Here is a 23,852-nt window from a genome sequence, read left to right on the forward strand (position 1 = left end):
ATTTCCAGCATTATCTTTTCACGCCGGAGGGAGCGCCCCGTGGCTTCGAGTAAACGCGAGCAACTGATCCAGACTGCGCAGGAGCTGTTCTACCGCGTGGGCTATCACGCCACCGGCATCGACCGCATCCTGGCCGAGTCCGGGGTGGCGAAGATGACCCTGTACAAGCATTTCCGCTCGAAGGACGAGCTGATCCTGGCGGTACTGGCGGCGCGCCAGCAGGAACTGCTGGATCAGTTGCAGGCCCTGCGCCAGGCGCTGCCCCCGCGCCAGGCGCTGCTGGCCACCTTCGACGGCCTGCATGGCTTGATCCACCAGGCCGACTTCTGCGGTTGCAGCTTCATCAATGCGGCCGCCGAGTTCCAGGACCGCGAACACCCGATCCACCGCCAGGCCGCGGCGGTGAAGGCGGCCTGCGCGGCGCATTTCCTCGAACTGTTAGAGGGGCTGGGGCCGGCGCAGCCGCAATTGCTGGCTAACCAGCTGCAGTTTCTCCTCGAGGGCGCGCTGAGCATGGCGCATTTGCAGGGGCCGGCGAACCAGGCGCTGGAAGCCAGGGCGGCGGCTGAGCTGCTGCTGAACGGCGCTAGTGTGTGAGCTTGCCGGTGGCGCTTAGGCGTCGGGCACAGCTCTCCCCGTGGCAGCGGCTTTGGCCGCCAGCGGCCGTCGGGCTCAATCCAGCCCGCTGAGCAGCTTGGCCTCGCCGGCCTCGACCGCCTGCAGCTGGCCGGAGAGCAGCACGGCATCGCCTTCCTGCAATTGCGGGTTGCTCTCCAGCGCCAGACTGGTGCCGTCGCGGCGCACCGCCTGCACTTCCAGGCTGAGGTCTTCCAGCATCAGGCTGTTCAGGCGCTGGCCACAGGCGTAGGCCTCGGGCGGCAGGTTCACCGCATGCAGGAGCACGCGCGGCTGGCCCTGGGCATCCAGCAGATTGCTCTGGGCGCCATGGTAGAAGCCATGCAGCAGGCGGTAGCGGCTGCGGCGCACCTCGTCCATGTGCAGGTGCACCCGGCGCTCGCTCACGCCCAGCAGGATCAGGGCATGGGAGGCCAGCATCAGGCTCGATTCCAGCACTTCCGGCACCACCTCGGTGGCGCCGGCGGCCTGCAGCGCGGCCAGGCGGCTGTCGTCGCGGGTGCGTACCAGGATCGGCAGCTCGGCGCATTGCAGGCGTACCTGCTCGACGATCGCCAGGGCCGCATCGGCCTTGTCCACCGCCACCACCAGCAGGCGGGCGCGGGCGACACCGACGGCTTCCAGCAGGTCGCGCCGCCGCGAGTCGCCGTAGTGCACGTTTTCCTCGCCGGCATTGGCTTCCTCGACCCGCACCGGGTCGTCGTCCAGGGCGATGAAGGGCAGCTGTTCGCGCTGCAGCAGGCGCGCGATCGACTGGCCGACCCGGCCGTAGCCGCAGATCACCACATGGCCGCTGAGTTGCGCGCCGCTGCTGGCGACCTCGTCCAGGCTGCTCTGCTGGCCCGGCCCGCGGCGCAGGCGCTGGGCCAGCCAGGGCGCGCCGCGCATCAGGGGCGGGGTCAGGGCCATGGAACAGAACGCCGCGGTCAGCAGCAGGCTGCCCAGTTGGCCGTCGAGCAGCTTGACCTGGCTCATCAGGGTGACCAGGGCGAAGAAGAACTCCCCGGCCTGGGCCAGTGCCAGGCCGCTGCGCCAGGCCGTTTCGCCACTGTCGCCGCGCAGCTTCACCAGGAAGGCCACCGACAGCCCCTTGAGGCCCAGCAGCAGGGCGGTGGCGCCGAGAATGGTCCAGCCGTGGTCGTTGAACAGGCGCAGATCGATCAGCATGCCGACGCTGACGAAGAACAGGCCGAGGAGAATGTCGCGAAACGGCCGGATATCGGCTTCGATCTGGTGGCGATAGTGGCTCTCGCCCAGGAGCATGCCGGCGAGGAACGCGCCAAGGGCCATGGACAGGCCGAGCAGGTGGGTCAGCCAGGCCGTCAGCAGGACGATGACCAGCGCTAGCATGACGAACAGCTCCGGCGAGTGCGACTCGGCGACTTCGCGGAACAGGCGCGGCAGCAGCCAGCGGCTGGCCAGCAGCAGGCCGAAGAAGAGCACCAGGGTCTTGCCCAGGGTTTGCGGCAGGGCCCAGTACCAGGGCTCGTCGCCGCCGCCGGCAATGGTCGGGATCAGGGTCAGCAGGAGCACGGCAACCAGGTCCTGGAAGATCAGCACGCCAATGGCGTTCTGCCCGTGGGCGCTGAACACCTCGCCCAGGCTGCTCAGCTCCTTGCCGACGATCGCCGTGGACGACAAGGCCAGGCCGATGCCCAGCAGGATGGCGCTGGCCGGCGGCAGGCCGAACAGGTACAGGGTGCCACCCAGCAGGCCGCCGCAGAGTGCCACCTGGGCGCCGCCGAGGCCGAACACGGTACGGCGCAGGGCGAGCATGCGCGGCAGGGAGAATTCCAGGCCGAGGGTGAACAGCAGAAACACCACGCCGAGTTCGGCCAGGTGCGGCAGGGCCTCGGACGAGCCGATCCAGTTCAGGGCGCTGGGACCCACCATCAGGCCGACGCAGAGGTAGCCCAGTACCGGTGGCAGGCGCAGGCGACGGAACAGGGCGATGACCACGAGCGAGCTGGCGAGAATGATCAGCAGGTCGGTGAACAAGACATTTCTCCTTATGACTGCGCGCGAGCATGCCCAAGCCGCCGGCTGGCGTCCATGCGCAATGCGTGCCGGCTTGATCCAGGGCAACGGCTTGGCCGTTGGTCGCCCGGCTTTCAAGTTTTTTCCGGCGCGGCCGCCAACCCCATAGATGTCCTGCCCTGGTATACCGCCATGAACCCTCTGGCTTCCCTGTCACCCTCGCTGTCCCGTACTGCGCCGCCGAGCAACCTGGCCGGCCCGCGCGCATCTGCCGATGCCCAGCAGGCCCTGGCCAATCGCCTGGCCGAACGCCTGGGGCTGGAACCGGGGGCGCTGCAAGGGGCGCGCGAAGCGTTCAGTCCGGACAAGGTGGCCGAGCGCGTCCTCGGTTTCATCGAGCGGCGCCTGCAGGGCGAAGCGGCCGCCGGGGCGGCCCCGGAAAAGCTGCAGGACCTGCTCGACCAGGCCCGCGAGGGCGTGGAGAAGGGCTTCGCCGAGGCGCGCAAGATCCTCGATGGCCTGGGCCTGCTGCAAGGCAAGGTGGCCGAGGATATCGACAGCACCTACGACAAGATCCAGAGCGGCCTGAGCGGCTTGCAGGGTGGCCTGGTGCCCGAGGCTCCGGCCACCGGCTCGGCTGCCGTGGCCGCCTACAGCGAGCGGTTTTCCGCCCAGGCGGAAACCTTCGAGATGCAGGTCACCACCCGCGACGGCGATCGCCTGCGCATCTCCATCGCCCAGGCCTCGGCCAGCTGGTCGCAGGCCGGCGTGGCGGCGGCCAGCAACGGCAGCGGCTCGGCGCTGGTCGCCAGCAGCCAGTCCGGCAGCCTGCAGATCGGGGCCTGGCAGGTGGCGGTGGCCGGCGAGCTGGACGAGGAGGAACGGGCGGCGCTGGAGGATCTGTTCGGCCAGGTGCAGGAGCTGTCCAGCGCCTTCTATGCCGGCGACCTGGGTGGCGCCTTCGAGCGCGCCATGCAGCTGGACATGGACGGTTCGCAGCTGGCCTCGATGTCGCTGCGCCTGACCCAGACCAGCGTGCGCCAGGCCACCGATGCCTACGGCGCGGTGGCGGAGCAGGGTGGCCAGGCGGCTAGCGCGGTCAATCAGACGCTGGCCGACTATGCCCAGGGGTTGCTCGAGGCGCTGCGCAGCGCCGATCGGCTGGCAAACGATGCCAGGGGTACCCTCGAGCAGCTGCTGCAGGGCGGCTTCAGCCTCGACGAGCGTTTCGACGAGTCCCTGCTGGGCAAGGCCCAGGCACTCAATGCCCGCCTGCTCGACGGCCTGCAAGGCCTGCTGGCCCCGGCTGCGGATCCGCAAGCCAGCTGAAAGGCGGTGTAAACTGCCTTTCTGAATCCAGCCAGAGATGCTTGCCATGCTTCCCGAATGCCAACTGCTCGGCACCCTCGGCTGCCACCTCTGCGAGGTGGCGGAGGGGCTGCTGATGCCTTTCGTCGAGCACGGCTTGCTGGTCGAGCTGGTCGATATCGCCGAGCGCGAGGAGTGGGTCGAGGCCTATGGTCTACGCATTCCGGTGTTGCGCCGTTGCGACAATGGCGCCGAGCTGGATTGGCCGTTCGGGCCCGAGCAGGTGGCGCATTTCCTGCGCTAGGCCTGTGGGGCGCGGCGCGCTTGATATTTCAAGCGGGCGCTGCCTGCTGCGCCAGCCATCCACCAACCGCAAAGCGGCTGGCCCGTTGCCTGGTCACCCTGGCGGGCGGCGCTAGTCGTCGCTGCGCCGGGCTTCGCGTTGCAGCTGGTAGACGAAGCGTTCTACCTGGCGTTGTTCCAGGCCGCTCATGCGGTAGAAACGCATGCCGAGGAAGCTCGCCGCGGTCTTTTCCTCGTAATAGAGGTGGCGCAGTTCGGCTGAGGTGGTCATCGCGCCGAATGGCAGCTGCAGGCGCAGGCCTTCGTAGACCTGGCCGGGCTGCAGGCGGGCGGTGACGTCGCCCGGAATGCGCAGCTTGCAGCCGGTTGCCGAGATATCCAGCATCTGCCCTTTCAGTGCGGGGCTCAGCTTGCTGCCGGACAGTTCGATGCCGATCAGTTGGGCCAGCTGCAGCTGGGCGCGAAAGGCATTGCGCCGCTGGTGGTAGAGGACCTGCTCGGGCAGGTGGCTCCAGTAGCAGCGCGCGCCTTGCAGTTCGCCGATCTGGATCGGGTCCTCGCACTCCCAGGCAATGCGCACCCCTTCATGGAAGGCTTCGACCCGGAAGGGTTCGCCGGCCTTGAGGAAGCGCTCGCCATCGTTGGGGATCAGCTCATCGAAGGCCAGCACGCTGCGCTCGCGATTGACCTCGACCAGGTAGCTCTGAAAACGCTGGCTGCGCTCCTTGAACGTGATGATCAGCGGATCGTGGTTTTGCTGCAGTTGGCGCAGGTTGGCGAACACTTCCAGCGGTGCGGTGAGCACCTTGGGCGGTTGCGGGCCACCTTCGTCGGTGAATGGGTTGGACACGGTCCAGGAATCTCCAGGCACAAGGTCTTGCGGCATTAGGATACTGGCAGATGGCCTGTATGTCCTGCCGTGCTGAATCGTTGGCTTCAGGCTTGGCTGAGCGGGCGCTGCTGGGCGATTCTAGCGGCCCCGCCACGGCTGTCATAGAGCCCCGGGGTTTCGCCGCCGCGCAGAATGCCCAGTACGCTGGTCAGCGAGGCCTGGTTGGCGCGGATCACCCGGCCATTGCGCAGGTTGGCGGCGCGGCAACTGGCGAGCAGTTCGCTCAGTTCGTCGCTGCGCGCCAGCAGGGTTTCGCCGTCGGCCAGGCGCGCGGCCAGGGTTTGCAGGCCGGCGCGGTCGTTGCTCAGTTGCTGTTCGGCGAGCAGGCGGCTGCGTGCGCTGCCGTGCTGGTCGAGCAGGCTGAGCAGGGGCAGTTTCTGCGCCAGGATATCCTGCAGGCGCGGCAGGTCGCGTTGGCCCAGGGCCTGGTATTCGGCGTCGATCAGCTCAAGCAACTGCTGGGCGGTGCCGATATCTTCGCTGACGAGTTGAAGCAGATTGGTGTCGTGCATCGCTGGCTCTGGGGATTGGGCGTCCAGTCACCCCAGCGCAGCCCTGAGACTAGCGCTGGGATTCGAAGTCGAGCAGTTTGCCGGCAACGCGCTGGCTGTCGACCTGGTAGCTGCCGTCGGCAATCGCCTGCTTGAGCTTGGCTACGCGTTCTTTGTCCACGGTGGGCAGGTCGCGCAGTTTGTCGGCGACTTTCTGTAGTTGCTGCGCTTCACGGCTCAGCTGCACGGATTCGCCGCTCTTGGCCGCACTGGCTTGTTGCTCGGCACTCGGCTGAGCCGCAGGCGGATTGCTGCTGACGGCTTCGTTGCGGCCGCTGGACTGGGTGCTGCCGGCCCGCCCCGAATTGGCAGGATTGGCGGCGCTGTTCAGCCGGTTGAAGTCGATGACCATGGTTCTAACCTCGGACGGTATCTGGACGCTTACAAAGCTTTTCGGCCGGATTCGTCAAAACTTTAGGGCGCACAAGTGTGCGTTGTTTAACAGTGTAGGAAATCGTCAGCTCATTGCGCTACAAGAATCATGCCTACATCTCGACCTCGACCTGCCCCGGGCCGACCACCCGGGCGCGGATCACCCGCTGCGAGCGCAGGTTGCGCACGCTGATCTGCTGCCCGAGAACCCCGTCGGACAAGGCCTCGCCGGGCATCCGCACATTGATGGCGCCGCTGCGGGCGCTGATCACCACCTGGTCGCCGCGGTGTATCGACTCGGCCAGTTGCAGGCTTGACGGAGTCAGGATCTGGTCGGTTTGCAGGGGGCGCGTCAGTTTTTTGCCGATGGCCTGCTCGGCGCTGGTCAGGTAGCCGCGGCTCAGCGGGCCGACATCCTGCTCCACCAGGGCGACGTCGGCCGGCCCCAGAACCGCCTCGCGCTTGAGTGGGCGGGTGACCACGACGACTTCGCGAAACAGGCGGACCTGGGCCGGCACGAATACCGTCCAGGGCGTGCTGCCTGCGCAACTGACCCGTACCGTCACCCGGCCGACCGGCTGGGCGGGGCTTTCCAGCGCCTGGTTCAGGTCGCTGTCGCAGGCGGCCAGGCGCAGGCGCGGGTCGAGCGGGTTCACGCGGATCTCGTAGCGCGCCTGGATCTCGCTGCGCTGCAAATAGTCTTCCACGGTGAACTCAAGAAAGCCTTCGGTGGCGCCGATAAGCTCTTCGGGCAAGGTTGTCGCTGCGGCATGCAGCGAGCTGTAGCCGGCTAGGCATAAAGCAGGTAAAACACCAGCCAGTTTGCGGCGTTTTGCCATCAGGTGTCGGAAAAGCGTCGTTATTGCGTTCATGCTCTGTGCAAAGCAAGGCCCGTGCCGCCTGCTACGCTAGAGCCGAGTGTCAGGCAACACACAATAAAAGGAGTCTGGGCATGGCCGGAGTATTGGACTCGGTTAACCAGCGTACCCAGTTAGTCGGGCAGAACCGCCTGGAGTTGCTGCTGTTCCGTCTCGACGGATCGCAGCTGTATGGCATCAACGTGTTCAAGGTGAAGGAGGTGCTGCAGTGCCCCAAGCTCACCATCATGCCCAAGTCGAGTCCGGTGGTGCGTGGGGTGGCCAACATCCGCGGCGGCACCATTCCGATCCTCGATCTGTCCCTGGCCACCGGCCGCAGAGGGCTGGATGACCTGAAGAACAGCTTCGTCATCATTACCGAATACAACACCAAGGTTCAGGGTTTTCTGGTGCGTTCGGTCGAGCGCATCGTCAACATGAACTGGGAGGAGATCCATCCGCCACCCAAGGGCACCGGGCGCGATCACTACCTGACCGCAGTGACCCGGCTGGACCAGCAGTTGGTGGAAATCATCGACGTGGAGAAGATCCTCGCCGAAGTGGCGCCCATGTCGGAGGCGATTTCCGAGGGCGTGGTGGATGTCGAGACCCAGGCCAAGGCGGTGTCCAAGCGGGTGCTGATCTGCGACGACTCCTCGGTTGCGCGCAAGCAGGTCACTCGCTGCCTGGAGAGCGTCGGGGTCGAGGTGGTGGCGCTGAACGATGGCCGCCAGGCCTACGACTACCTGCACAAGATGGTGGAGGAGGGTAAGCAGCCGGCCGAGGAATTCCTCATGCTGATTTCCGATATCGAGATGCCGGAAATGGACGGCTACACGCTCACCGCGGAAATTCGTTCGGATCCGCGGATGCAGAAGCTGCATGTGATTCTGCATACTTCGCTGTCCGGGGTGTTCAACCAGGCGATGGTGAAGAAGGTCGGCGCGGACGATTTCCTGGCGAAGTTCCGTCCGGATGACCTGGCTTCCCGCGTGGTTGAGCGAATCCGCAGTGCAGACGGAAACTGAGGGGCTGGCCTTCAGGGGTTTTTATGTATGGTGAGGCGGCATTAGTGTCTTCAGGAAATTTGGATTTCGAGCAGTTCCGGACCTTTCTGGAAAAGGCCTGCGGCATTTTATTGGGCAGCAACAAGCAGTACCTGGTTTCCAGCCGCCTCAACAAGTTGATGGAACAACAAGGCATCAAGACCCTCGGCGAACTCGTGCAGAAAATGCAGGCGCAGCCGCGCGGCGGTCTGCGCGAGCAGGTGGTCGATGCGATGACCACCAACGAAACCCTGTGGTTTCGTGACACCTATCCCTTCGAGGTGCTGAAGAACAAGGTGCTGCCCGAGATGATCAAGGCGGCGCCGAACCAGCGGCTGCGCATCTGGTCGGCGGCCTGCTCTTCGGGGCAGGAGCCTTACTCGCTGTCGATGACCATCGACGAGTTCGAAAAGACCAACCTGGGGCAGCTCAAGGCGGGGGTGCAGATCGTTGCCACCGATCTCTCCCCGTCGATGCTGGCCAACTGCAAGTCCGGCGAGTACGACAGCCTGGCGATGGGCCGCGGCCTGTCGCAGGAGCGCCTGCAGCGCTATTTCGATCCCAAGGGACCGGGGCGCTGGGCGATCAAGGCGCCGATCAAGAGTCGCGTCGAGTTTCGCGCCCTCAACCTGCTCGACAGCTATGCCAGCCTGGGCAAGTTCGACATCGTGTTCTGCCGCAACGTGCTGATCTATTTTTCCGCCGAGGTGAAGAAGGACATCCTCACGCGCATCCATGCCACGCTGAAACCAGGAGGCTACCTGTTCCTCGGTGCGTCCGAAGCGCTCAACGCGCTGCCGGATCTGTATCAGATGGTGCAGTGCAGCCCGGGGATCATCTACAAGGTGAAGTAGGGAACGTGCAACGCTCCAGCAAACGGGAGGCCATTGGCCTCCCGTTTTCGTTTGTGGCGGCAACCGACCTTGCCGGGCTTTGCCGCTTGCCCTGCCGGGAGCGGAAAAGCTTTGCCGCTTGCCGCCTTTTTTGCCGCTAATTTGTTAATAAGTTATTGAAAAATAACGATAAAATAAATTGGCACAGCCTTTGCTGTATATCTGGCACGGCACCACCAGATCGCCCAACGGCAAAGGTTCAAGGTCATGAGCATCAGCTTCGACAACGCACTCGGCATCCACGAAAAGGCCCTCGGCTTCCGCGCTCAGCGTGCCGAAGTGCTGGCCAGCAATATCGCCAACGCCGATACGCCGAACTACCGGGCGCGCGATCTGGATTTCGCCGCGGTGCTGGCCGAACAGAGCGCCAAGGGTGCGCGCCAGCCGGTCGGCCTGCAGCGCACCGATAGCCAGCACATCGCCGCCGAAGGCATCCAGCTGGCCGATCCGGCGCTGCGCTTCCGCACCCCGTTCCACCCGTCCATCGACCAGAACACCGTCGACATCCAGCAGGAGCAGTCCAACTACGCCGAGAACGCGGTGCAGTTCCAGGCCAGCTTCACCCTGCTCAACAGCAAATTCAAAGGGCTGGTCAGCGCCCTGCGCGGCGAATAAGGGAGATACCTAGCATGTCACTCGCCAGTGTTTTCAATATCGCCGGAACCGGCATGAGCGCCCAGAGCACTCGCCTGAACACCATCTCCAGCAACATCGCCAACGCCGAGACGGTGTCCTCCAGCATCAACCAGACCTACCGCGCGCGCCACCCGGTGTTCGCCACCATGTTCGAGTCGAGCATGCAGGGTGATCGCGGTTCGTTGTTCGCCGACCAGGACGAGGCCGGGCGCGGGGTGCAGGTGCTGGGCATCGTCGAGGACCAGAGCAGCCTGATGCCGCGCTACGAGCCGAACCATCCGGCCGCCGACGAGAAGGGCTACGTGTACTACCCGAACGTCAACGTGGTCGAGGAAATGGCCGACATGATTTCTGCCAGTCGCGCCTTCCAGACCAACGTGGAAATGATGAACACCGCCAAGCAGATGATGCAGCGCGTACTGACCCTGGGCCAGTAAGCCGCGAACGAGGAGCGAGAAAATGAGCGTTAGTGGCGTCAGTTCGGCCCTGGACCAGTACCAGATCAAACAGGACACCACGCAGAACAAGGAGCTTGGCAAGAACGAGTTCCTCAACCTGCTGGTGGCCCAGTTGAACAACCAGAACCCGCTGGAGCCCCAGGGCAACGGCGAGTTCATTGCCCAGCTGGCGCAGTTCAGCCAGGTCGAGGGCATCGAGAAACTCAACACCAGCATGGGCTCGCTGCTGTCCGGCTACCAGTCTTCGCAGGCGCTGCAGGCCTCCTCGCTGGTCGGGCGCAAGGTCATAGTGCCGACCGACAAGGCCGTGGTGGATACCGCGGAAACCTTCAAGGCCAGCCTGGTTCTGCCGGTCACCAGCAGCAACGTCTACGTCAATATTTACGACAGCGCGGGGGCTTCGGTGGGCCGTGTCAACCTGGGGCAGCAGGCAGCCGGCAATGTCAGCTTCATGTGGGACGGCAAGGATGCTAGCGGCAAAGTCTTGCCGCCCGGTACTTACAAGTTCGAGGCGCAGGCCACTTATGCCGATGGCACCAAAGGCCTCTACACCATGCTGCCCGCCAACGTCGACAGCGTCACCCTGGGCCAGAACGGCGGTGAGCTGACACTAAACCTTGCCGGCCTGGGCAGCGTCCCGCTGTCGCAGGTGCAGGTCATCGGTCAATAACGCACAGATTGTAAGCGCCGACAGTAACGGCAAAGGAGAATTCCATGGCTTTCAATATCGGGCTCAGCGGTCTGCGCGCGGCCACCAGTGATCTCAACGTCACCGGCAACAACATTGCCAACGCCGGCACCGCCGGCTTCAAGCAGTCGCGCGCGGAGTTTGCCGACGTGTATGCCGCCTCGGTGCTGGGCTCCGGCTCCAACCCCCAGGGTAGTGGTGTGCTGCTGGGCGATGTGTCGCAGCTGTTCAACCAGGGCAACATCAACTACACGCAGAATGCGCTGGACCTGGCCATCAACGGCAACGGTTTCTTCCAGACCAGTAACAATGGTGAGGTCAGCTACACTCGTGCTGGTTACTTCGGTACCGACCGCGACGGCTACATGGTCAATAACTTCGGCTATCGGTTGCAGGGCTACGCAGTGGATGGCAATGGTAATCTGCAAAATGGTGTTGTGAGCGATATACAGATTCGTACCGCGGCTCAAGCGCCTCGCGCCACCGAGAATATCGCACAAACCTTCAACCTCAACTCGAATAACGCTGTACCAACAACCGTACCTTTCAATCCTGCCGATCCGACTACCTACAACTCGTCGACTTCGACCAATATCTACGATACTCAGGGTAATGCTCATCAACTGACCCAGTACTTCGTCAAGACTGGGGCCAATACTTGGGATATGAATGTACTGATTGATGGACGTAACCCGGCGTCGCCAGAAACTACGCTTCCTGGACCGCCTCCTTCTCCAAACCTCCTTGCCACATCGCCGTTCACCGCGAATCTAACCTTCAGTGCCTCTGGCCAATTGCTGTCGACTGCGTCTGCCGATTTCACAGTGAATCTCGATGGCACCATTGACTTGACCAATTGGGTACCGGCTGCGTCGGATAACTCTGTTCCTCCTGTATGGAGTGGTAACGGCGCCAATGCGGCGACTGCGGGTATCAACATCGATTTTCGCGACGCTACCCAGTTTGCTAGCACCTTTGCTGTCACCGCAGTCGATCAGGATGGCTACACCACTGGTGAATTGGCCGGTCTGGAGATCGACGATACCGGGGTGATATTTGCTCGCTACACCAATGAGCAATCACTGGTTCAGGGGCAGATAGTGCTTGCTAGCTTCGCCAACGTGCAGGGGCTGACACCGGTAGGCAAGACCGCCTGGGTCCAGTCCTTCGCCTCGGGTGAGCCGGTTGTAGGCACGCCGCGTTCCGGGACCTTGGGTGCATTGCAGTCGGGCGCCTTGGAGGACTCCAACGTCGAGCTGTCGGACCAGCTGGTCAATCTGATCGTGGCCCAGCGCAACTACCAGGCCAACGCCAAGACCATCGAAACCGAGAGCGCGATCACCCAGACCATCATCAACCTGCGTTGATTAGCCGCTCTCTGGCGATGGCTTGCCGCCGCCGGCAATGCATCGCCGCTGCGTCCCTGCAAAGGCTCCTTCGGGAGCCTTTGTTTTTATTTAAATTGAATAAAATCAATATCTTGTAATGTTTTTTGAAGAGTGGCACGGCGTTTGCTGAGTAGCTTGCATTGAAGTTGCGAGCGGCAATCGCCGACCCTCGGAGAAGAACATGGACAAGATGCTCTACGTTGCCATGACGGGCGCCAGCCAGAACACCATGGCGCAGCGTGCCCATGCCAACAACCTGGCCAACATTTCCACCACCGGCTTTCACCGCGACTTCGAGCAGGCGCGCTCGATGCCGGTGTTCGGCGACAGCTTCCCGGCGCGCGTGTATGCGATGAGCGAGCGCCCGGGCACCGACTTCACCCCGGGCACGCTGCAGGAAACCGGGCGCGACCTGGACGTGGCGGTTGATGGTCAGGGCTGGATTGCCGTGCAGTCCGCCGATGGCAGCGAAGCCTATGTGCGCACCGGCAGCCTGCAGATCGATGCCCTCGGCCAGCTGCGCACCGGCAACGGTTTGCCGGTACTGGGCAACGGCGGGCCGATTGCCGTGCCGCCGGAACAGAAGGTGGAGATCGCCCAGGACGGCACCATCAGCATTCGCGCCCTCGGCGAGGCGCCGAACGTGATGGCCGAAGTCGACCGCATCAAGCTGGTCAATCCGGACCCGAAGACCCTGGAGAAGGGCGCCGATGGCCTGATCCGGATCAAGGACTCCACCCAGCCGCAGCAGGCCGATGCCAATGTGCGCCTGACTTCCGGCTTCCTCGAGGCGAGCAACGTCAACGCCGTCGAAGAGATGACCGCCATGCTCTCGCTGTCTCGCCAGTTCGAGCTGCACGTGAAGATGATGCGTACCGCCGAGGAAGGCGCCACGGCCATGGCACGGGTCATGCAACTCAGCTAATTACCAACGCGAAGCGCCATGAAACTGGCGCTCGAGGAGAAACAACATGCTTCCTGCTCTCTGGGTTGCCAAAACCGGTCTGTCCGCCCAGGACATGAACCTGACCACCATTTCCAACAACCTGGCGAACGTCTCGACCACCGGGTTCAAGCGCGATCGCGCCGAGTTCGAGGACCTGCTCTACCAGATCCGCCGCCAGCCCGGCGGTCAGTCCAGCCAGGACAGCGAGTTGCCCACCGGCCTGCAGCTGGGTACCGGGGTACGCATTGTCGGCACGCAGAAGATCCATACCCAGGGCAGCCTGCAGACCACCGAGCAGCCGCTCGACCTGGCCATCAACGGTCGCGGCTTCTTCCAGGTGCTGCTGCCGGACGGCACCGTCTCCTACACCCGTGACGGCAGCTTCCACCTGGACTCCGATGGCCAGGTCGTCACCAGCCAGGGCTTTGCCCTGGAACCGGCCATCGTCCTGCCGGCCGAAGTGCAGACCTTCACCGTCGGCGAGGACGGCACCGCTTCGGTGACCACCGTCGGCAACCCGACGCCGCAAGTGGTCGGCAACATCCAGACCGCCGACTTCGTCAACCCGGCGGGCCTGCAGGCCATCGGCAGCAACCTGTACCTGGAAACCGCGGCCAGCGGTGCCCCGCAGGTAGGCACCCCGGGCCTGACCGGTCTCGGCGTGATGGTGCAGAACACCCTGGAAAACTCCAACGTCAGCGTGGTCGAGGAACTGGTGAATATGATCACCACCCAGCGCGCCTACGAGATGAACTCCAAGGTCATCTCCACCGCCGACCAGATGCTGTCCTTTATTACCCAGAATCTTTAATGCGCGTTGCCGGGCCTGGCTCGGCAAGCGCCTAAAGCAACAAGAACGCCGTGAGGTAGTGGTTATGAACCGGCTGATGATTCTTCTTACCGTGCTGAGCGCGACCGCCCTGAGCGGCTGCGTGTCGCCACCGCCGAAGCCGGACGATCCCTACTACGCCCCGGTGCTGCCGCGCACCCCGCTGCCGGCCGCGCAGACCAACGGCGCGATCTACCAGGCCGGTTTCGAAACCAACCTGTACGACGACCGCAAGGCTTATCGGGTGGGCGACATCATCACCATCACCCTCAGCGAGAAGACCCAGGCGAGCAAGTCGGCCGGCTCGAAGATGGCCAAGGACAGCAGCGCCAATATCGGCCTGACCTCGCTGTTTGGCGGTGGCGTGTCGGTGGATAACCCTGACAGCGACCTCAACCCTCTCGATGCGGCCAAGCTGAGCCTGGATGCAGCGTACAGCGGCAGCCGTGAAACCGAAGGCGACAGCGCCGCGGACCAGAGCAACAGCCTGTCCGGCTCGATCACCGTGACCGTCGCCGAAGTGCTGCCCAATGGCATCCTCTCCGTGCGCGGCGAGAAGTGGCTGACCCTGAACACCGGCGACGAGCTGGTGCGCATCGCCGGCATGATCCGTTCCGACGATATCGCCACCGACAACACCGTGTCCTCGACCCGGGTGGCCAATGCCCGCATCACCTATTCGGGCACCGGCGCCTTCGCCGATGCCAGCCAGCCTGGGTGGTTCGACCGTTTCTTCATGAGCCCGCTGTTCCCGTTCTGACCAGGTATCGATCATGAAGCGACTGATTTCCGTCATCTGCCTGCTGCTCGCCGCCGGCACCGTGCAGGCCGAACGCCTGAAGGATCTGGCCAGCATCCAGGGGGTGCGCAGCAACCAGCTGATCGGCTACGGCCTGGTGGTCGGCCTCAACGGCACCGGTGACCAGACCACGCAGACCCCGTTCACCTTGCAGACCTTCAACAACATGCTGGCCCAGTTCGGCATCAAGGTGCCGCCCGGTGGCGGCAACGTGCAACTGAAAAACGTCGCGGCGGTGTCCATCCACGCCGAACTGCCGCCGTTCGCCAAGCCGGGGCAGACCATCGACGTGACCATTTCCTCGATCGGCAACGCCAAGAGCCTGCGCGGCGGCAGCCTGCTGCTGGCGCCATTGAAGGGCATCGACGGCAACGTCTATGCCGTGGCCCAGGGCAACCTGGTGGTCGGCGGCTTCGATGCCGAAGGCAGCGACGGCTCACGAATCACCGTCAACGTGCCGTCGGCCGGGCGCATCCCGGCCGGGGCCACGGTGGAGCGGCCGGTGCCGAGCGGCTTCGAGCAGGGCAACAGCCTGACCCTCAACCTCAACCGCCCGGACTTCACCACGGCGAAGAACATCGTCGACCAGCTCAATGGCCTGCTCGGCCCGGGCGTGGCCCAGGCCATCGACGGCGGCTCGATCCGCGTCAGCGCGCCGCTGGACCCGAACCAGCGCGTCGATTACCTGTCGGTGCTGGAAAACATCGAAGTCGAGGCGGGGCAGGCGGTGGCCAAGGTCATCATCAACTCGCGTACCGGAACCATCGTCATCGGCCAGAACGTGCGCGTGCAGCCGGCCGCGGTGACCCACGGCAGCCTGACCGTGACCATCACCGAAGACCCGATCGTCAGCCAGCCGGAGGCGTTTTCCGGCGGGCAGACCGCGGTGGTGCCGAACTCCAAGGTCGATGCGGTGCAGGAGGCCAAGCCGATGTTCAAGTTCGGCCCCGGCACCACCCTGGATGAAATCGTCCGCGCGGTGAACCAGGTCGGCGCCGCACCTTCCGACCTGATGGCCATCCTGGAGGCGCTCAAGCAAGCCGGCGCCCTGCAGGCCGACCTGATCGTGATCTAAAGGAGGCGGCCATGGATTCCCGACTTTCAGCCGGCCTCGCCGGCGGCAAGCCACTCGACAGCGGTGCCTACACCGACCTGAACCGGCTCAACCAGTTCAAGGTCAACGGCGACAGCGACGGCAACATCAAGAAGGTGGCGCAGGAGTTCGAGTCGCTGTTCCTCAACGAGATGATGAAGGCCATGCGCTCGGCGAACGCGGTGTTCGCCGAAGGCAACTTCATGAACAGCAACGAGAGCAAGACCTACCAGGACATGCACGACCAGCAGCTGGCCGTGACCCTGTCCAAGAGCGGCGGCGGCATCGGCCTGGCCGATGTGCTGGAACGCCAGCTGTCGAAGATGAAGGGGCCCAGCGAGCGGCCCAATCCGTTCGCCAAGGTGGCCGAGCAGGCCGCCGTCGCGGCCATCCCGCAAGGCTTCAAGGACGAGGCGGGGAGCGTGCGCGACGACTCCAAGCTGATCAACCAGCGCCGCCTGAGCCTACCGGGCAAACTCACCGATCGCCTGCTGGCGGGCATCGTGCCGGCCAGCACCGAGGCCGACACGCAGCCGCTGGCGGCTGCCGACTGGCTGCCGAGCAAGGCCGCCAAGAGCGACCAGCGCCAGGAACTGAACCTGCAGGACAGCGATGCCCTCAGCGGTCGGCGGCTGGCCCAGCCGCCGCTGGCGCCGGGCAAGTCGGCGTTCCAGTCGGCCGAGGAATTCATCGCCACCATGCTGCCGATGGCCGAGCAGGCGGCACAGAAGATCGGCGTCGATGCCCGTTACCTGGTGGCCCAGGCCGCCCTGGAAACCGGCTGGGGCAAGTCGATCATTCGCCAGCAGGATGGCTCCAGCAGCCACAACCTGTTCGGCATCAAGAGCCATGGCGGCTGGCAGGGCGAGTCGGCCCGGGTGCTGACCACCGAGTACAAGGGCGGCGAGGCGGTCAAGGAGGCGGCTTCGTTCCGCGCCTACGACTCCTACCAGCAGAGCTTCAACGACTACGTGAGTTTCCTGCAGGGCAATGGCCGCTATCAGCAAGCGCTGGCCGCGACCGACAACCCGGAAAGCTTCGTGCGCGAGCTGCAGGAGGCCGGTTATGCCACCGACCCGCAGTACGCCCGCAAGATCGCCCAGATCGCGCGCAAGATGCAGACCTACCAGGCGGTAGCGTCCGTCGACAGCGCGACCACCAGGACCTGAGGCTGAGATATGGCTGACCTACTGAACATTGGCCTGTCCGGGCTGGCGGCGAACAAGACCTCGCTGGCGGTCACCGGCCACAACATCACCAACGTCAACACCCCCGGGTTTTCCCGCCAGGACACGGTGCAGGCCACGCGCATCCCGCAATTCAGCGGCGCCGGCTATATCGGTTCGGGCACCACGCTGACGGATGTTCGCCGCAGCTACAGCGAGTTCCTGACCACCCAGGTGCGTACCAGTACGGCGCTGAGCAGTGACGTGGAGGCTTACAGGAGTCAGATCGAGCAGCTCGATTCATTGCTGGCCGGCACCACCACCGGCATCACGCCCTCGCTGCAGAAGTTCTTCTCGTCGTTGCAGACCGCCGCCGAGGACCCCGCCAACATCCCGGCGCGGCAACTGGTGTTGTCCGAAGCGGAAGGTCTGGCGCGGCGCTTCAATACAGTTTACGACCGCATCAGCGAGCAGAACGAGTTCATCAACAAGCAGATGGTAGCGGTCAGCGACCAGGTCAATCGCCTGGCGACCTCCATCGCCAGCTACAACGAAGCGATTGCCGTGGCCGCGGCCAACGGCCAGCAGCCCAACGACCTGCTGGACGCCCGCGAAGAGGCGATCCGCCAGCTGTCCACCTACGTCGGCGTGACGGTGGTGGCGCAGGATGACAACTCGGTCAACCTGTTCGTCGGCTCCGGTCAGCCGCTGGTGGTGGGCAGCACCACCAGTCGCCTGGAAGTAGTGCCGGGGCAGGGCGACCCGACCCGCTTCGAGGTGAATTTCGTCAGCGGCGGTTCCAGCCAGGGCATCACCTCCTTGTTGACCGGCGGCGAGCTGGGCGGGTTGATCCGCTACCGCGCCGAGACCCTGGATCCGACCCTCAACTCGCTCGGCCGGCTGGCGCTGGCGGTCAGCGACCAGGTCAATACCCAGCTCGGCCAGGGGCTGGACTTGAAGGGGCAGGTGGGTACCGCGCTGTTTGGCGATTACAACGATACGGCGTTGGCAACACTGCGGGTGCGGGCGTTCTCGAGTAATACCGGCAACGTCCAGCCGGCGCTGAACATCACCGACAGCAGCGTACTCACCACCAGCGACTATCGCCTGGAATATGACGGCACCAACTATACGGCGCGGCGGTTGAGCGATGGCGAGGCCATGACGCTGACTCCTTCGGGTCCCTATACCTATCCACAGACCCTGGCCTTTACCGATGCGGCCGGTCGCGATCAGGGCTTCGAACTGGTCATCGATAGCGCGCCGGCAGCGGGTGACCAATTCCTGCTCCAGCCCACGCGGCGCGGTGCCACCAGCATCGAGGTGGTGCTGGATCAGCCGGATCAATTGGCCTTCGCGGCGCCGGTGCGGGCTGAAGCAGCATTGCAGAACGGCGGCAGCGGTTCGATTTCTCAGCCTGACCTGATCGCCGCCGGTGCCAGTCCGATTGATGCTACGGCTATTTCCGCTGCTTTACCGGTGGCCTTGACGTACAACGGTGCCGGCGCCTTTGAAAGCCCGCCGGGCACCCCGGTCGCCGGGCTGGCCCGGATTCCCGCCGGGGCATTCGTACCGGGACAGCTGAATACCTATGAGCTGGATCTGGGGGGCGGCAACCGGGTGAGTTTCACCGTCAGCGGTCGGCCGGAGGATGGCGACAGTTTCAGTCTGTCGTTCAACACCAATGGCGTATCGGACAACCGCAACGCGCTTAAGCTGGTGGATCTGCAAAGCAAGCAGACGGTTGGCGTGGACAAGACGGTGGGCATCGCCACCGGGGTCAGCTTCACCGATGGCTATGGCGACCTGGTCGAGCGAGTCGGCACCCTGACCGCACAGGCCCGCCAGGACAGCGAAGCCACTGGCGCCATCCTCAAGCAGGCCACTGACAATCGCGACTCGCTGTCGGCGGTCAACCTCGACGAGGAAGCCGCCAACCTGATCAAATTCGAGCAGTACTACAACGCTTCGGCACAGGTTATTCAAGTTGCCCGATCTTTGTTCGATACCCTGATCAATACCTTCAGATAAACCGTAGAGTGTGCGGGGCCGCCTAGGCCGTGCGCACCGATGAACCGCCCGGTGCGCACGGCGCACCCTACAGAACCCACCGGGGCCCGCCGGTTGCAGCAAGAGGCTCAAGCATGCGCATCTCCACCATCCAGGCGTTCAATAACGGTGTACAGGGCCTGCAGCGCAACTATGCCAGCGTCACCCGTACCCAGGAGCAGATCAGCACCGGCAATCGTATACTTACCCCAGCTGATGATCCGGTAGCCTCGGTACGCCTGCTGCAGCTGGAACAGCAACAGAACGTGCTGACCCAGTACAAGGACAACCTCACGGCGGCGGACAACAGCCTGACCCAGGAGGAAGCCACCCTCAACTCGGTCAATACCATTCTCCAGCGCGTGCGCGAGCTTGCGGTGCAGGCCGGTAATGGCGCGCTCAGCCAGGCGGACCGGCAATCGATAGCCGCAGAGCTGGGCGAGCGCGAGGACGAGCTGCTCGGCCTGATGAACACGCGTAACGCTCGCGGCGAATACCTGTTCTCCGGTTTTCAGGGCAAGACCCAGCCCTTTGTGCGCCAGGCAGATGGCTCCTACAGCTATCAGGGCGACGAGGGGCAGCGCAAGCTGCAGGTGGCTAGCTCGCTAGACCTGGCGATCAGCGACAGCGGCAAGAAGATTTTTGAGAGCGTCACCAATGCCGGGCGCTTGGATAGCGTGCTTACAGTGAGTCCCGCTGGTTCCACCCTGAGCGTTTCTGCGCCCCTGGTGCAGGACGAAGTGGCCTTTTCCGGTGCCCCGTCATTCCCGGCGGCTGGTATCGAGATCGTCTTCGGCAATCCGGATGCCAGCAGCTACGAGGTGTTCGAGATCGGCGTGCCGGCCCCGGTGCTGTCCAGCGGTAAGCTGGATGATGACTCGGGCAAGAGCGATCAGTTGGTGTTTCGTGGCATGACCTTGCAGTTCGACGGAGCTCCGGTCGGCGGCGAGACCATTCAGGTAACGGCCGACCCGACTCAGGAAAAACAGGGCATTCTGACGACCATCGCCAATCTGCGTACGGCCCTGGAAGACGGTGTGGATACGCCTGCCGGAAGCCTGCAGATTCGCGACGCGGTGGCCGAGGCACTAACCAATCTCGATCACGGCATGAGCACGGTGGACGGGGTGCGTGGCGAAATCGGCGCGCGTCTGAATATCCTCGACTCCACCCGAACTGACAACGAAGACGTCAGCCTGGTGAATAAGGGGGTGCAGGCCGATCTGCGCGAGCTGGATTATGCTGAAGCCCTGTCGCGCCTGTCTTTTCAGTCGGTCATTCTGGAAGCCGCACAGCAAAGCTATGTGAAGATCAGCAGTCTTAGCCTGTTCAATCAGCTGCGCTGACGCAGTGCAGGCTGGGCTTGCGCCCTTGGAAAAATGGCAGCAAGCGGGCCAAAGCCCGCACCAAAGAAAAAGCCTCCCGGGAAGTCGAGGAGGCTTTTGTTTTTTGCCTCAGTCAATTGGCGGTGCCTGTGCGCAACGACCAATCCTCCCAATCATCGGTCAGACAAGTCATTTTTCGCTCGTGGCGCTTTACTGCTGGGGCTGGCGCGTTTTCCAGTCCTACCCTGGCGCGGCGCGCTTGCCAGGGTAGCTTGGCGGGGGCGATATGCCGACGAAAAGCCGCCAGTGGCGCGTTTATCTTCGCCTTAACGCTGCAAATGGCTGTTTTGGCTATGGAATTTTTTTTCGTCAAATATGAAGAAAAGTCCCTAAAGCATCCTTGGGTAGCGCCGATAAAGATTACGAATGCGAAGTTTATGGGCGCCTGAGCAAGCAGCAGGCTCACAGCTCGCAAACTCAGGCAAACCTAAGTACCAGCGCCCTTGGAGGCAAATACCATGGCTCTTACTGTCAACACTAACGTCGCGTCCCTCAACACCCAGCGCAACCTGAACACCTCGTCCAACGCCCTGGCGACTTCCCTGCAGCGTCTGTCCACCGGTTCGCGCATCAACTCCGCCAAGGACGATGCCGCCGGCCTGCAGATCGCCAACCGCCTGACCAGTCAGGTCAACGGCCTGGGTGTTGCGGTCAAGAACGCCAACGACGGTATCTCCCTGGCGCAGACCGCCGAAGGCGCCCTGCAGCAGTCGACCAACATCCTGCAGCGCATGCGTGACCTGTCCCTGCAGTCGGCCAACGGCTCCAACAGCGACTCCGAGCGTGACGCACTGAACTCCGAAGTGGGTCAGCTGAAGAAAGAACTCGACCGTATCAGCAACACCACCACCTTCGGTGGTCGCAAGCTGCTGGACGGCAACTTCGGCACCACCAGCTTCCAGGTCGGTTCCGCGGCCAACGAAAGCATCAGTGTCAGCATTGCCGAGATGAGTACTGAGTCGCTTGAGGGGGCTTTCTTCGAGACAGCCTTTGGTAATGCCACTGCTGCCGCTACTGCCGACGGCACTGTCACCATGACGCTGACCTTTGCTGACGCCAGTACGGTTGACGTGACCGCTGAACTCAAGAATGGCGACACTACCGCAGAAGTCACCGACAAGCTCGCTGCGGCCATTAACGACGCAAACTTGGAAGTGGGTGTTCACAAGGATAGTACCGGTGCCTATCAGGTGATCAACAAGGCGGACCCGACTGATTCGACAACCTCCAACCTGACGACTATCACCTTTGCAGATACGGATACCACAGGCGCAGCTTTTGCGACTGTTACTCCCGGCGCTGCTTCTGCTAGCAACACGGTGAATGACATCGATATCACCGATGTCGCCGGTGCACAGGCTGCGGTGCTGGTCATCGATGACGCGATCAAGTCCATCGACGCCCAGCGCGCCGATCTCGGTGCCGTGCAGAACCGCTTCGACAACACCATCGCCAACCTGCAGAACATCTCGGAAAACGTCTCGGCTGCTCGTGGTCGTATCCAGGACACTGACTTCGCTGCCGAAACCGCCAACCTGAGCAAGAACCAGATCCTGCAACAGGCCGGTACCGCGATCCTGGCCCAGGCCAACCAGCTGCCGCAGGCGGTGCTCAGCCTCCTGCAGTAAGCTGAAACAGCCAGTCAGCGTTAGACTACGGGGGGAAGTGCCTGGCGCTTCCCCCCGTCTTGCCATTTAGAGGGTGTGACGATGGACATAGGTATCAGCAATCCGTTGTCGTTAGTAACAACCGGGTCAAGGTCGCAGGCCGGGACAGCCAACGGTTCTGCCGTGCAGCCTGAACTGTCGCCCGCGACCGAACTGGCGGCTCGTCCAACGGCAACCCAGCAGCCCGAGCAGTCTGCAGAGTCGGTCAGGGAATCCGTTGAAAAGGCCGTGTCCTCGATTCAGGGCTTTGTTCAATCGATTCGGCGCGATCTGAATTTCGATTTCGATGATTCTTCCGGGCGCGTGGTGGTCAAGGTCACGGATTCGGCGTCGGGAGATGTCGTTCGTCAGATCCCCACTGAAGATGCGTTGCGTTTGGCCGAAAACCTGGAAGAGATCCGTAGCCTGCTGTTCAAGGCAGAAGCCTGAATGGCATGAATTTTGTTTATGTTTGGTTTTCAGCGTAAAAGCGTCAACCCCATGACGAGGTGACCAGCATGGTCGGTTTAACGGGTATTGGTTCTGGCATCGATATCGACAGCATTGTCGGTGCGTTGGTCAGTGCGGAAAAGGCTCCTAAAGAAGCGCAGCTGGCGCGTCTTGAAAAGGCCACGACGACCAAGTTCTCCGCCTTGGGCCAGCTCAAGAGTTCCCTGAGTGCATTCCAGACAGCACTGAAGGAGTTGAACGATACTTCGCTGTTTGAAAAGCGTACGGCCAGCTCATCCAATACCGCCTCGCTAACCGCTTCTGCCAGCAAGAGTGCCCTGGCCGGTATCTACCAGGTGGCGGTGAATCGCCTGGCGGCCTCCAGCAAGGTGGCTTCCGCTGCGGTGGACAATACTTTCGGCAGCGGTGCGGCGGAGGAAATCTTCACCGTCAAGCTGGGCGCTGGTGATACCGGCACGCAAGTCAAGATCACCGCGGGTTCCGATTTGTCGAGCACCCGCGACCAGCTCAATGCGGCGCTCAAGGACAAGGGCATCAGCGTCAATATCGTCAGCAATCCGGGCTCGACCACCGGAGAGTCGCGCCTGGTATTCAGCTCCAGCAAGACGGGGGCCGGCCAGGATGTGATCGTGACGGGCACGGGTAACCTGGCTGCGCTGAATGCCAATGGGGCCGTTGCCTTGAATGCCGCGGATACCGCCAGCGCGGGTTACATCACCCAGGCGGCCGATGCCGAGTTCAGCATCGACGGGCTGACGCTGACTAGCCCGACCAATAGCGTGACCGGTGCCATTCCGGAAGTGACCCTTGAACTGGTTGCCAAGACCGAGGTGGACAAAACGCTGACGGTGACGGTGGGCCAGGATACCGGTGGGGTTACGGACAGCATCAAGAAGTTTGTCGACGCCTATAACAAGCTGATTAAGACCAGCAATGAACTGACCAGCGTTGTATCGGTGGGCGAAGGCAAGGAGCCGGTGGTCGGCGGCCTGGTCGGCGATACTACTGTGCGCAACCTGCTGAGCGCCGTACGTAACGAACTGGTCAACCCGGCGAATCAGGATGGCGTTCGCGTATTGTCGGATCTGGGTATCACCACTCAGAAAGATGGCACCCTGAAAATCAATGACGACAAGCTCAAGTCCGCGCTCAAGAATAACTTTGATGCGGTGGGCACCTTCTTTACCGGCGAAAGTGGCCTGATGAGCCGAATCGACAAGCGCATCGACGGCTTCGTCAAGACCGGTGGCGTGCTCGAACAGCGGATAAGCGGTTTGCAGTCGACTATCGATGATATCGACAAGCAGAAAGAAAACCTCACCCTGCGAATCGAGAAGGTGCAGGCCCGCCTATATGCCCAGTTCAATGCCATGGATGCCCTGGTTGGGCAGTTGAACCAGACTAGCGATCGTTTGACCCAGTCGCTTGCCAGCCTGCCAGGCTTCGTGAAAAAGGATAGTTAA

The 23,852-nt window shown here is 63.1% G+C and carries 25 protein-coding genes; 20 read left to right on the top strand and 5 right to left on the bottom strand.

What is annotated here, in order from left to right:
• The first annotated feature begins 39 nt into the window (after positions 1 to 39).
• Positions 40 to 597, top strand: a complete 558-nt coding sequence (locus tag F3I62_RS10575) for a TetR/AcrR family transcriptional regulator (RefSeq protein ID WP_160489610.1) — start codon at positions 40 to 42, stop codon at positions 595 to 597.
• 75 nt (positions 598 to 672) lie between these two features.
• Here the strand turns inward: F3I62_RS10575 and F3I62_RS10580 are convergent, their stop codons facing one another.
• Positions 673 to 2,634 (bottom strand): monovalent cation:proton antiporter family protein, encoded by a 1,962-nt coding sequence (locus tag F3I62_RS10580; protein ID WP_160489611.1) that lies wholly within the window; start codon positions 2,632 to 2,634, stop codon positions 673 to 675.
• A 171-nt stretch (positions 2,635 to 2,805) separates the two neighbouring features.
• Between F3I62_RS10580 and F3I62_RS10585 the strand changes: the two genes are divergently transcribed.
• Complete coding sequence (locus tag F3I62_RS10585; RefSeq protein ID WP_160489612.1) at positions 2,806 to 3,942, top strand: DUF5610 domain-containing protein; 1,137 nt, start codon at positions 2,806 to 2,808, stop codon at positions 3,940 to 3,942.
• A 46-nt stretch (positions 3,943 to 3,988) separates the two neighbouring features.
• Positions 3,989 to 4,225: a glutaredoxin family protein gene (locus tag F3I62_RS10590; protein ID WP_160489613.1), complete on the top strand. Its 237-nt coding sequence runs from the start codon at positions 3,989 to 3,991 to the stop codon at positions 4,223 to 4,225.
• A gap of 111 nt (positions 4,226 to 4,336) precedes the next feature.
• Here F3I62_RS10590 and F3I62_RS10595 read toward each other — a convergent pair whose 3' ends face one another.
• From F3I62_RS10595 to flgA, 4 genes are all read right to left on the bottom strand, one after another.
• Positions 4,337 to 5,074 carry a flagellar brake protein gene (locus F3I62_RS10595; RefSeq protein ID WP_160489614.1) on the bottom strand — a complete coding sequence of 246 codons (738 nt, stop codon included), beginning with the start codon at positions 5,072 to 5,074 and terminating at the stop codon, positions 4,337 to 4,339.
• An 86-nt stretch (positions 5,075 to 5,160) separates the two neighbouring features.
• The gene (locus tag F3I62_RS10600; protein WP_160489615.1) at positions 5,161 to 5,628 is read right to left on the bottom strand and encodes a flagella synthesis protein FlgN; all 468 of its coding nucleotides are present in this window, start codon (positions 5,626 to 5,628) and stop codon (positions 5,161 to 5,163) included.
• A gap of 49 nt (positions 5,629 to 5,677) precedes the next feature.
• The gene (flgM, locus tag F3I62_RS10605; protein ID WP_160489616.1) at positions 5,678 to 6,019 is read right to left on the bottom strand and encodes a flagellar biosynthesis anti-sigma factor FlgM; all 342 of its coding nucleotides are present in this window, start codon (positions 6,017 to 6,019) and stop codon (positions 5,678 to 5,680) included.
• A gap of 133 nt (positions 6,020 to 6,152) precedes the next feature.
• Positions 6,153 to 6,911, bottom strand: a complete 759-nt coding sequence (gene flgA / locus F3I62_RS10610; protein WP_160489617.1) for a flagellar basal body P-ring formation chaperone FlgA — start codon at positions 6,909 to 6,911, stop codon at positions 6,153 to 6,155.
• Positions 6,912 to 6,991: 80 nt separating this feature from the next.
• On the opposite strand from flgA, the gene F3I62_RS10615 reads away from it, so the two are divergent.
• From F3I62_RS10615 to fliD, 17 genes are all read left to right on the top strand, one after another.
• A complete protein-coding gene (locus F3I62_RS10615) occupies positions 6,992 to 7,924 on the top strand; it encodes a chemotaxis protein CheV (RefSeq protein WP_160489618.1) in 933 nt (310 codons plus the stop codon).
• A 44-nt stretch (positions 7,925 to 7,968) separates the two neighbouring features.
• Positions 7,969 to 8,796 carry a protein-glutamate O-methyltransferase CheR gene (cheR, locus tag F3I62_RS10620; RefSeq protein ID WP_160489619.1) on the top strand — a complete coding sequence of 276 codons (828 nt, stop codon included), beginning with the start codon at positions 7,969 to 7,971 and terminating at the stop codon, positions 8,794 to 8,796.
• A 246-nt stretch (positions 8,797 to 9,042) separates the two neighbouring features.
• Entirely contained in the window at positions 9,043 to 9,450 is a 408-nt protein-coding gene (gene flgB / locus F3I62_RS10625) for a flagellar basal body rod protein FlgB (RefSeq protein WP_160489620.1), read from the top strand.
• A 14-nt stretch (positions 9,451 to 9,464) separates the two neighbouring features.
• Positions 9,465 to 9,908 (top strand): flagellar basal body rod protein FlgC, encoded by a 444-nt coding sequence (gene flgC, locus F3I62_RS10630; RefSeq protein ID WP_160079313.1) that lies wholly within the window; start codon positions 9,465 to 9,467, stop codon positions 9,906 to 9,908.
• Between the two features lie 22 nt (positions 9,909 to 9,930).
• Positions 9,931 to 10,599 (top strand): flagellar hook assembly protein FlgD, encoded by a 669-nt coding sequence (flgD, locus tag F3I62_RS10635; protein ID WP_160489621.1) that lies wholly within the window; start codon positions 9,931 to 9,933, stop codon positions 10,597 to 10,599.
• A 44-nt stretch (positions 10,600 to 10,643) separates the two neighbouring features.
• Positions 10,644 to 11,984, top strand: a complete 1,341-nt coding sequence (gene flgE / locus F3I62_RS10640; protein ID WP_160489622.1) for a flagellar hook protein FlgE — start codon at positions 10,644 to 10,646, stop codon at positions 11,982 to 11,984.
• 202 nt (positions 11,985 to 12,186) lie between these two features.
• A complete protein-coding gene (flgF, locus tag F3I62_RS10645; RefSeq protein WP_160489623.1) occupies positions 12,187 to 12,930 on the top strand; it encodes a flagellar basal-body rod protein FlgF in 744 nt (247 codons plus the stop codon).
• Positions 12,931 to 12,976: 46 nt separating this feature from the next.
• Complete coding sequence (flgG, locus tag F3I62_RS10650; RefSeq protein WP_160489624.1) at positions 12,977 to 13,762, top strand: flagellar basal-body rod protein FlgG; 786 nt, start codon at positions 12,977 to 12,979, stop codon at positions 13,760 to 13,762.
• Positions 13,763 to 13,826: 64 nt separating this feature from the next.
• Positions 13,827 to 14,540: a flagellar basal body L-ring protein FlgH gene (gene flgH, locus F3I62_RS10655; RefSeq protein ID WP_160489625.1), complete on the top strand. Its 714-nt coding sequence runs from the start codon at positions 13,827 to 13,829 to the stop codon at positions 14,538 to 14,540.
• A 13-nt stretch (positions 14,541 to 14,553) separates the two neighbouring features.
• Positions 14,554 to 15,654, top strand: a complete 1,101-nt coding sequence (locus F3I62_RS10660) for a flagellar basal body P-ring protein FlgI (RefSeq protein ID WP_160489626.1) — start codon at positions 14,554 to 14,556, stop codon at positions 15,652 to 15,654.
• Positions 15,655 to 15,665: 11 nt separating this feature from the next.
• Positions 15,666 to 16,841, top strand: a complete 1,176-nt coding sequence (gene flgJ, locus F3I62_RS10665; protein WP_160489627.1) for a flagellar assembly peptidoglycan hydrolase FlgJ — start codon at positions 15,666 to 15,668, stop codon at positions 16,839 to 16,841.
• A gap of 9 nt (positions 16,842 to 16,850) precedes the next feature.
• The gene (flgK, locus tag F3I62_RS10670; RefSeq protein WP_160489628.1) at positions 16,851 to 18,869 is read left to right on the top strand and encodes a flagellar hook-associated protein FlgK; all 2,019 of its coding nucleotides are present in this window, start codon (positions 16,851 to 16,853) and stop codon (positions 18,867 to 18,869) included.
• A 113-nt stretch (positions 18,870 to 18,982) separates the two neighbouring features.
• A complete protein-coding gene (gene flgL / locus F3I62_RS10675) occupies positions 18,983 to 20,233 on the top strand; it encodes a flagellar hook-associated protein FlgL (RefSeq protein ID WP_160489629.1) in 1,251 nt (416 codons plus the stop codon).
• Between the two features lie 17 nt (positions 20,234 to 20,250).
• Positions 20,251 to 20,661, top strand: coding sequence for a hypothetical protein (locus F3I62_RS10680; protein WP_160489630.1), 411 nt, complete (start codon positions 20,251 to 20,253; stop codon positions 20,659 to 20,661).
• Positions 20,662 to 20,730: 69 nt separating this feature from the next.
• Positions 20,731 to 21,900 carry a flagellin gene (locus F3I62_RS10685; protein ID WP_160489631.1) on the top strand — a complete coding sequence of 390 codons (1,170 nt, stop codon included), beginning with the start codon at positions 20,731 to 20,733 and terminating at the stop codon, positions 21,898 to 21,900.
• Between the two features lie 81 nt (positions 21,901 to 21,981).
• On the top strand, positions 21,982 to 22,368 hold the full coding sequence (locus F3I62_RS10690; protein WP_160489632.1) for a flagellar protein FlaG: 387 nt from the start codon (positions 21,982 to 21,984) through the stop codon (positions 22,366 to 22,368).
• 68 nt (positions 22,369 to 22,436) lie between these two features.
• Positions 22,437 to 23,852, top strand: a complete 1,416-nt coding sequence (fliD, locus tag F3I62_RS10695) for a flagellar filament capping protein FliD (protein ID WP_160489633.1) — start codon at positions 22,437 to 22,439, stop codon at positions 23,850 to 23,852.

It is taken from the genome of Pseudomonas sp. R-28-1W-6, from assembly GCF_009799925.1.
Taxonomy (GTDB): Bacteria; Pseudomonadota; Gammaproteobacteria; order Pseudomonadales; family Pseudomonadaceae; genus Aquipseudomonas.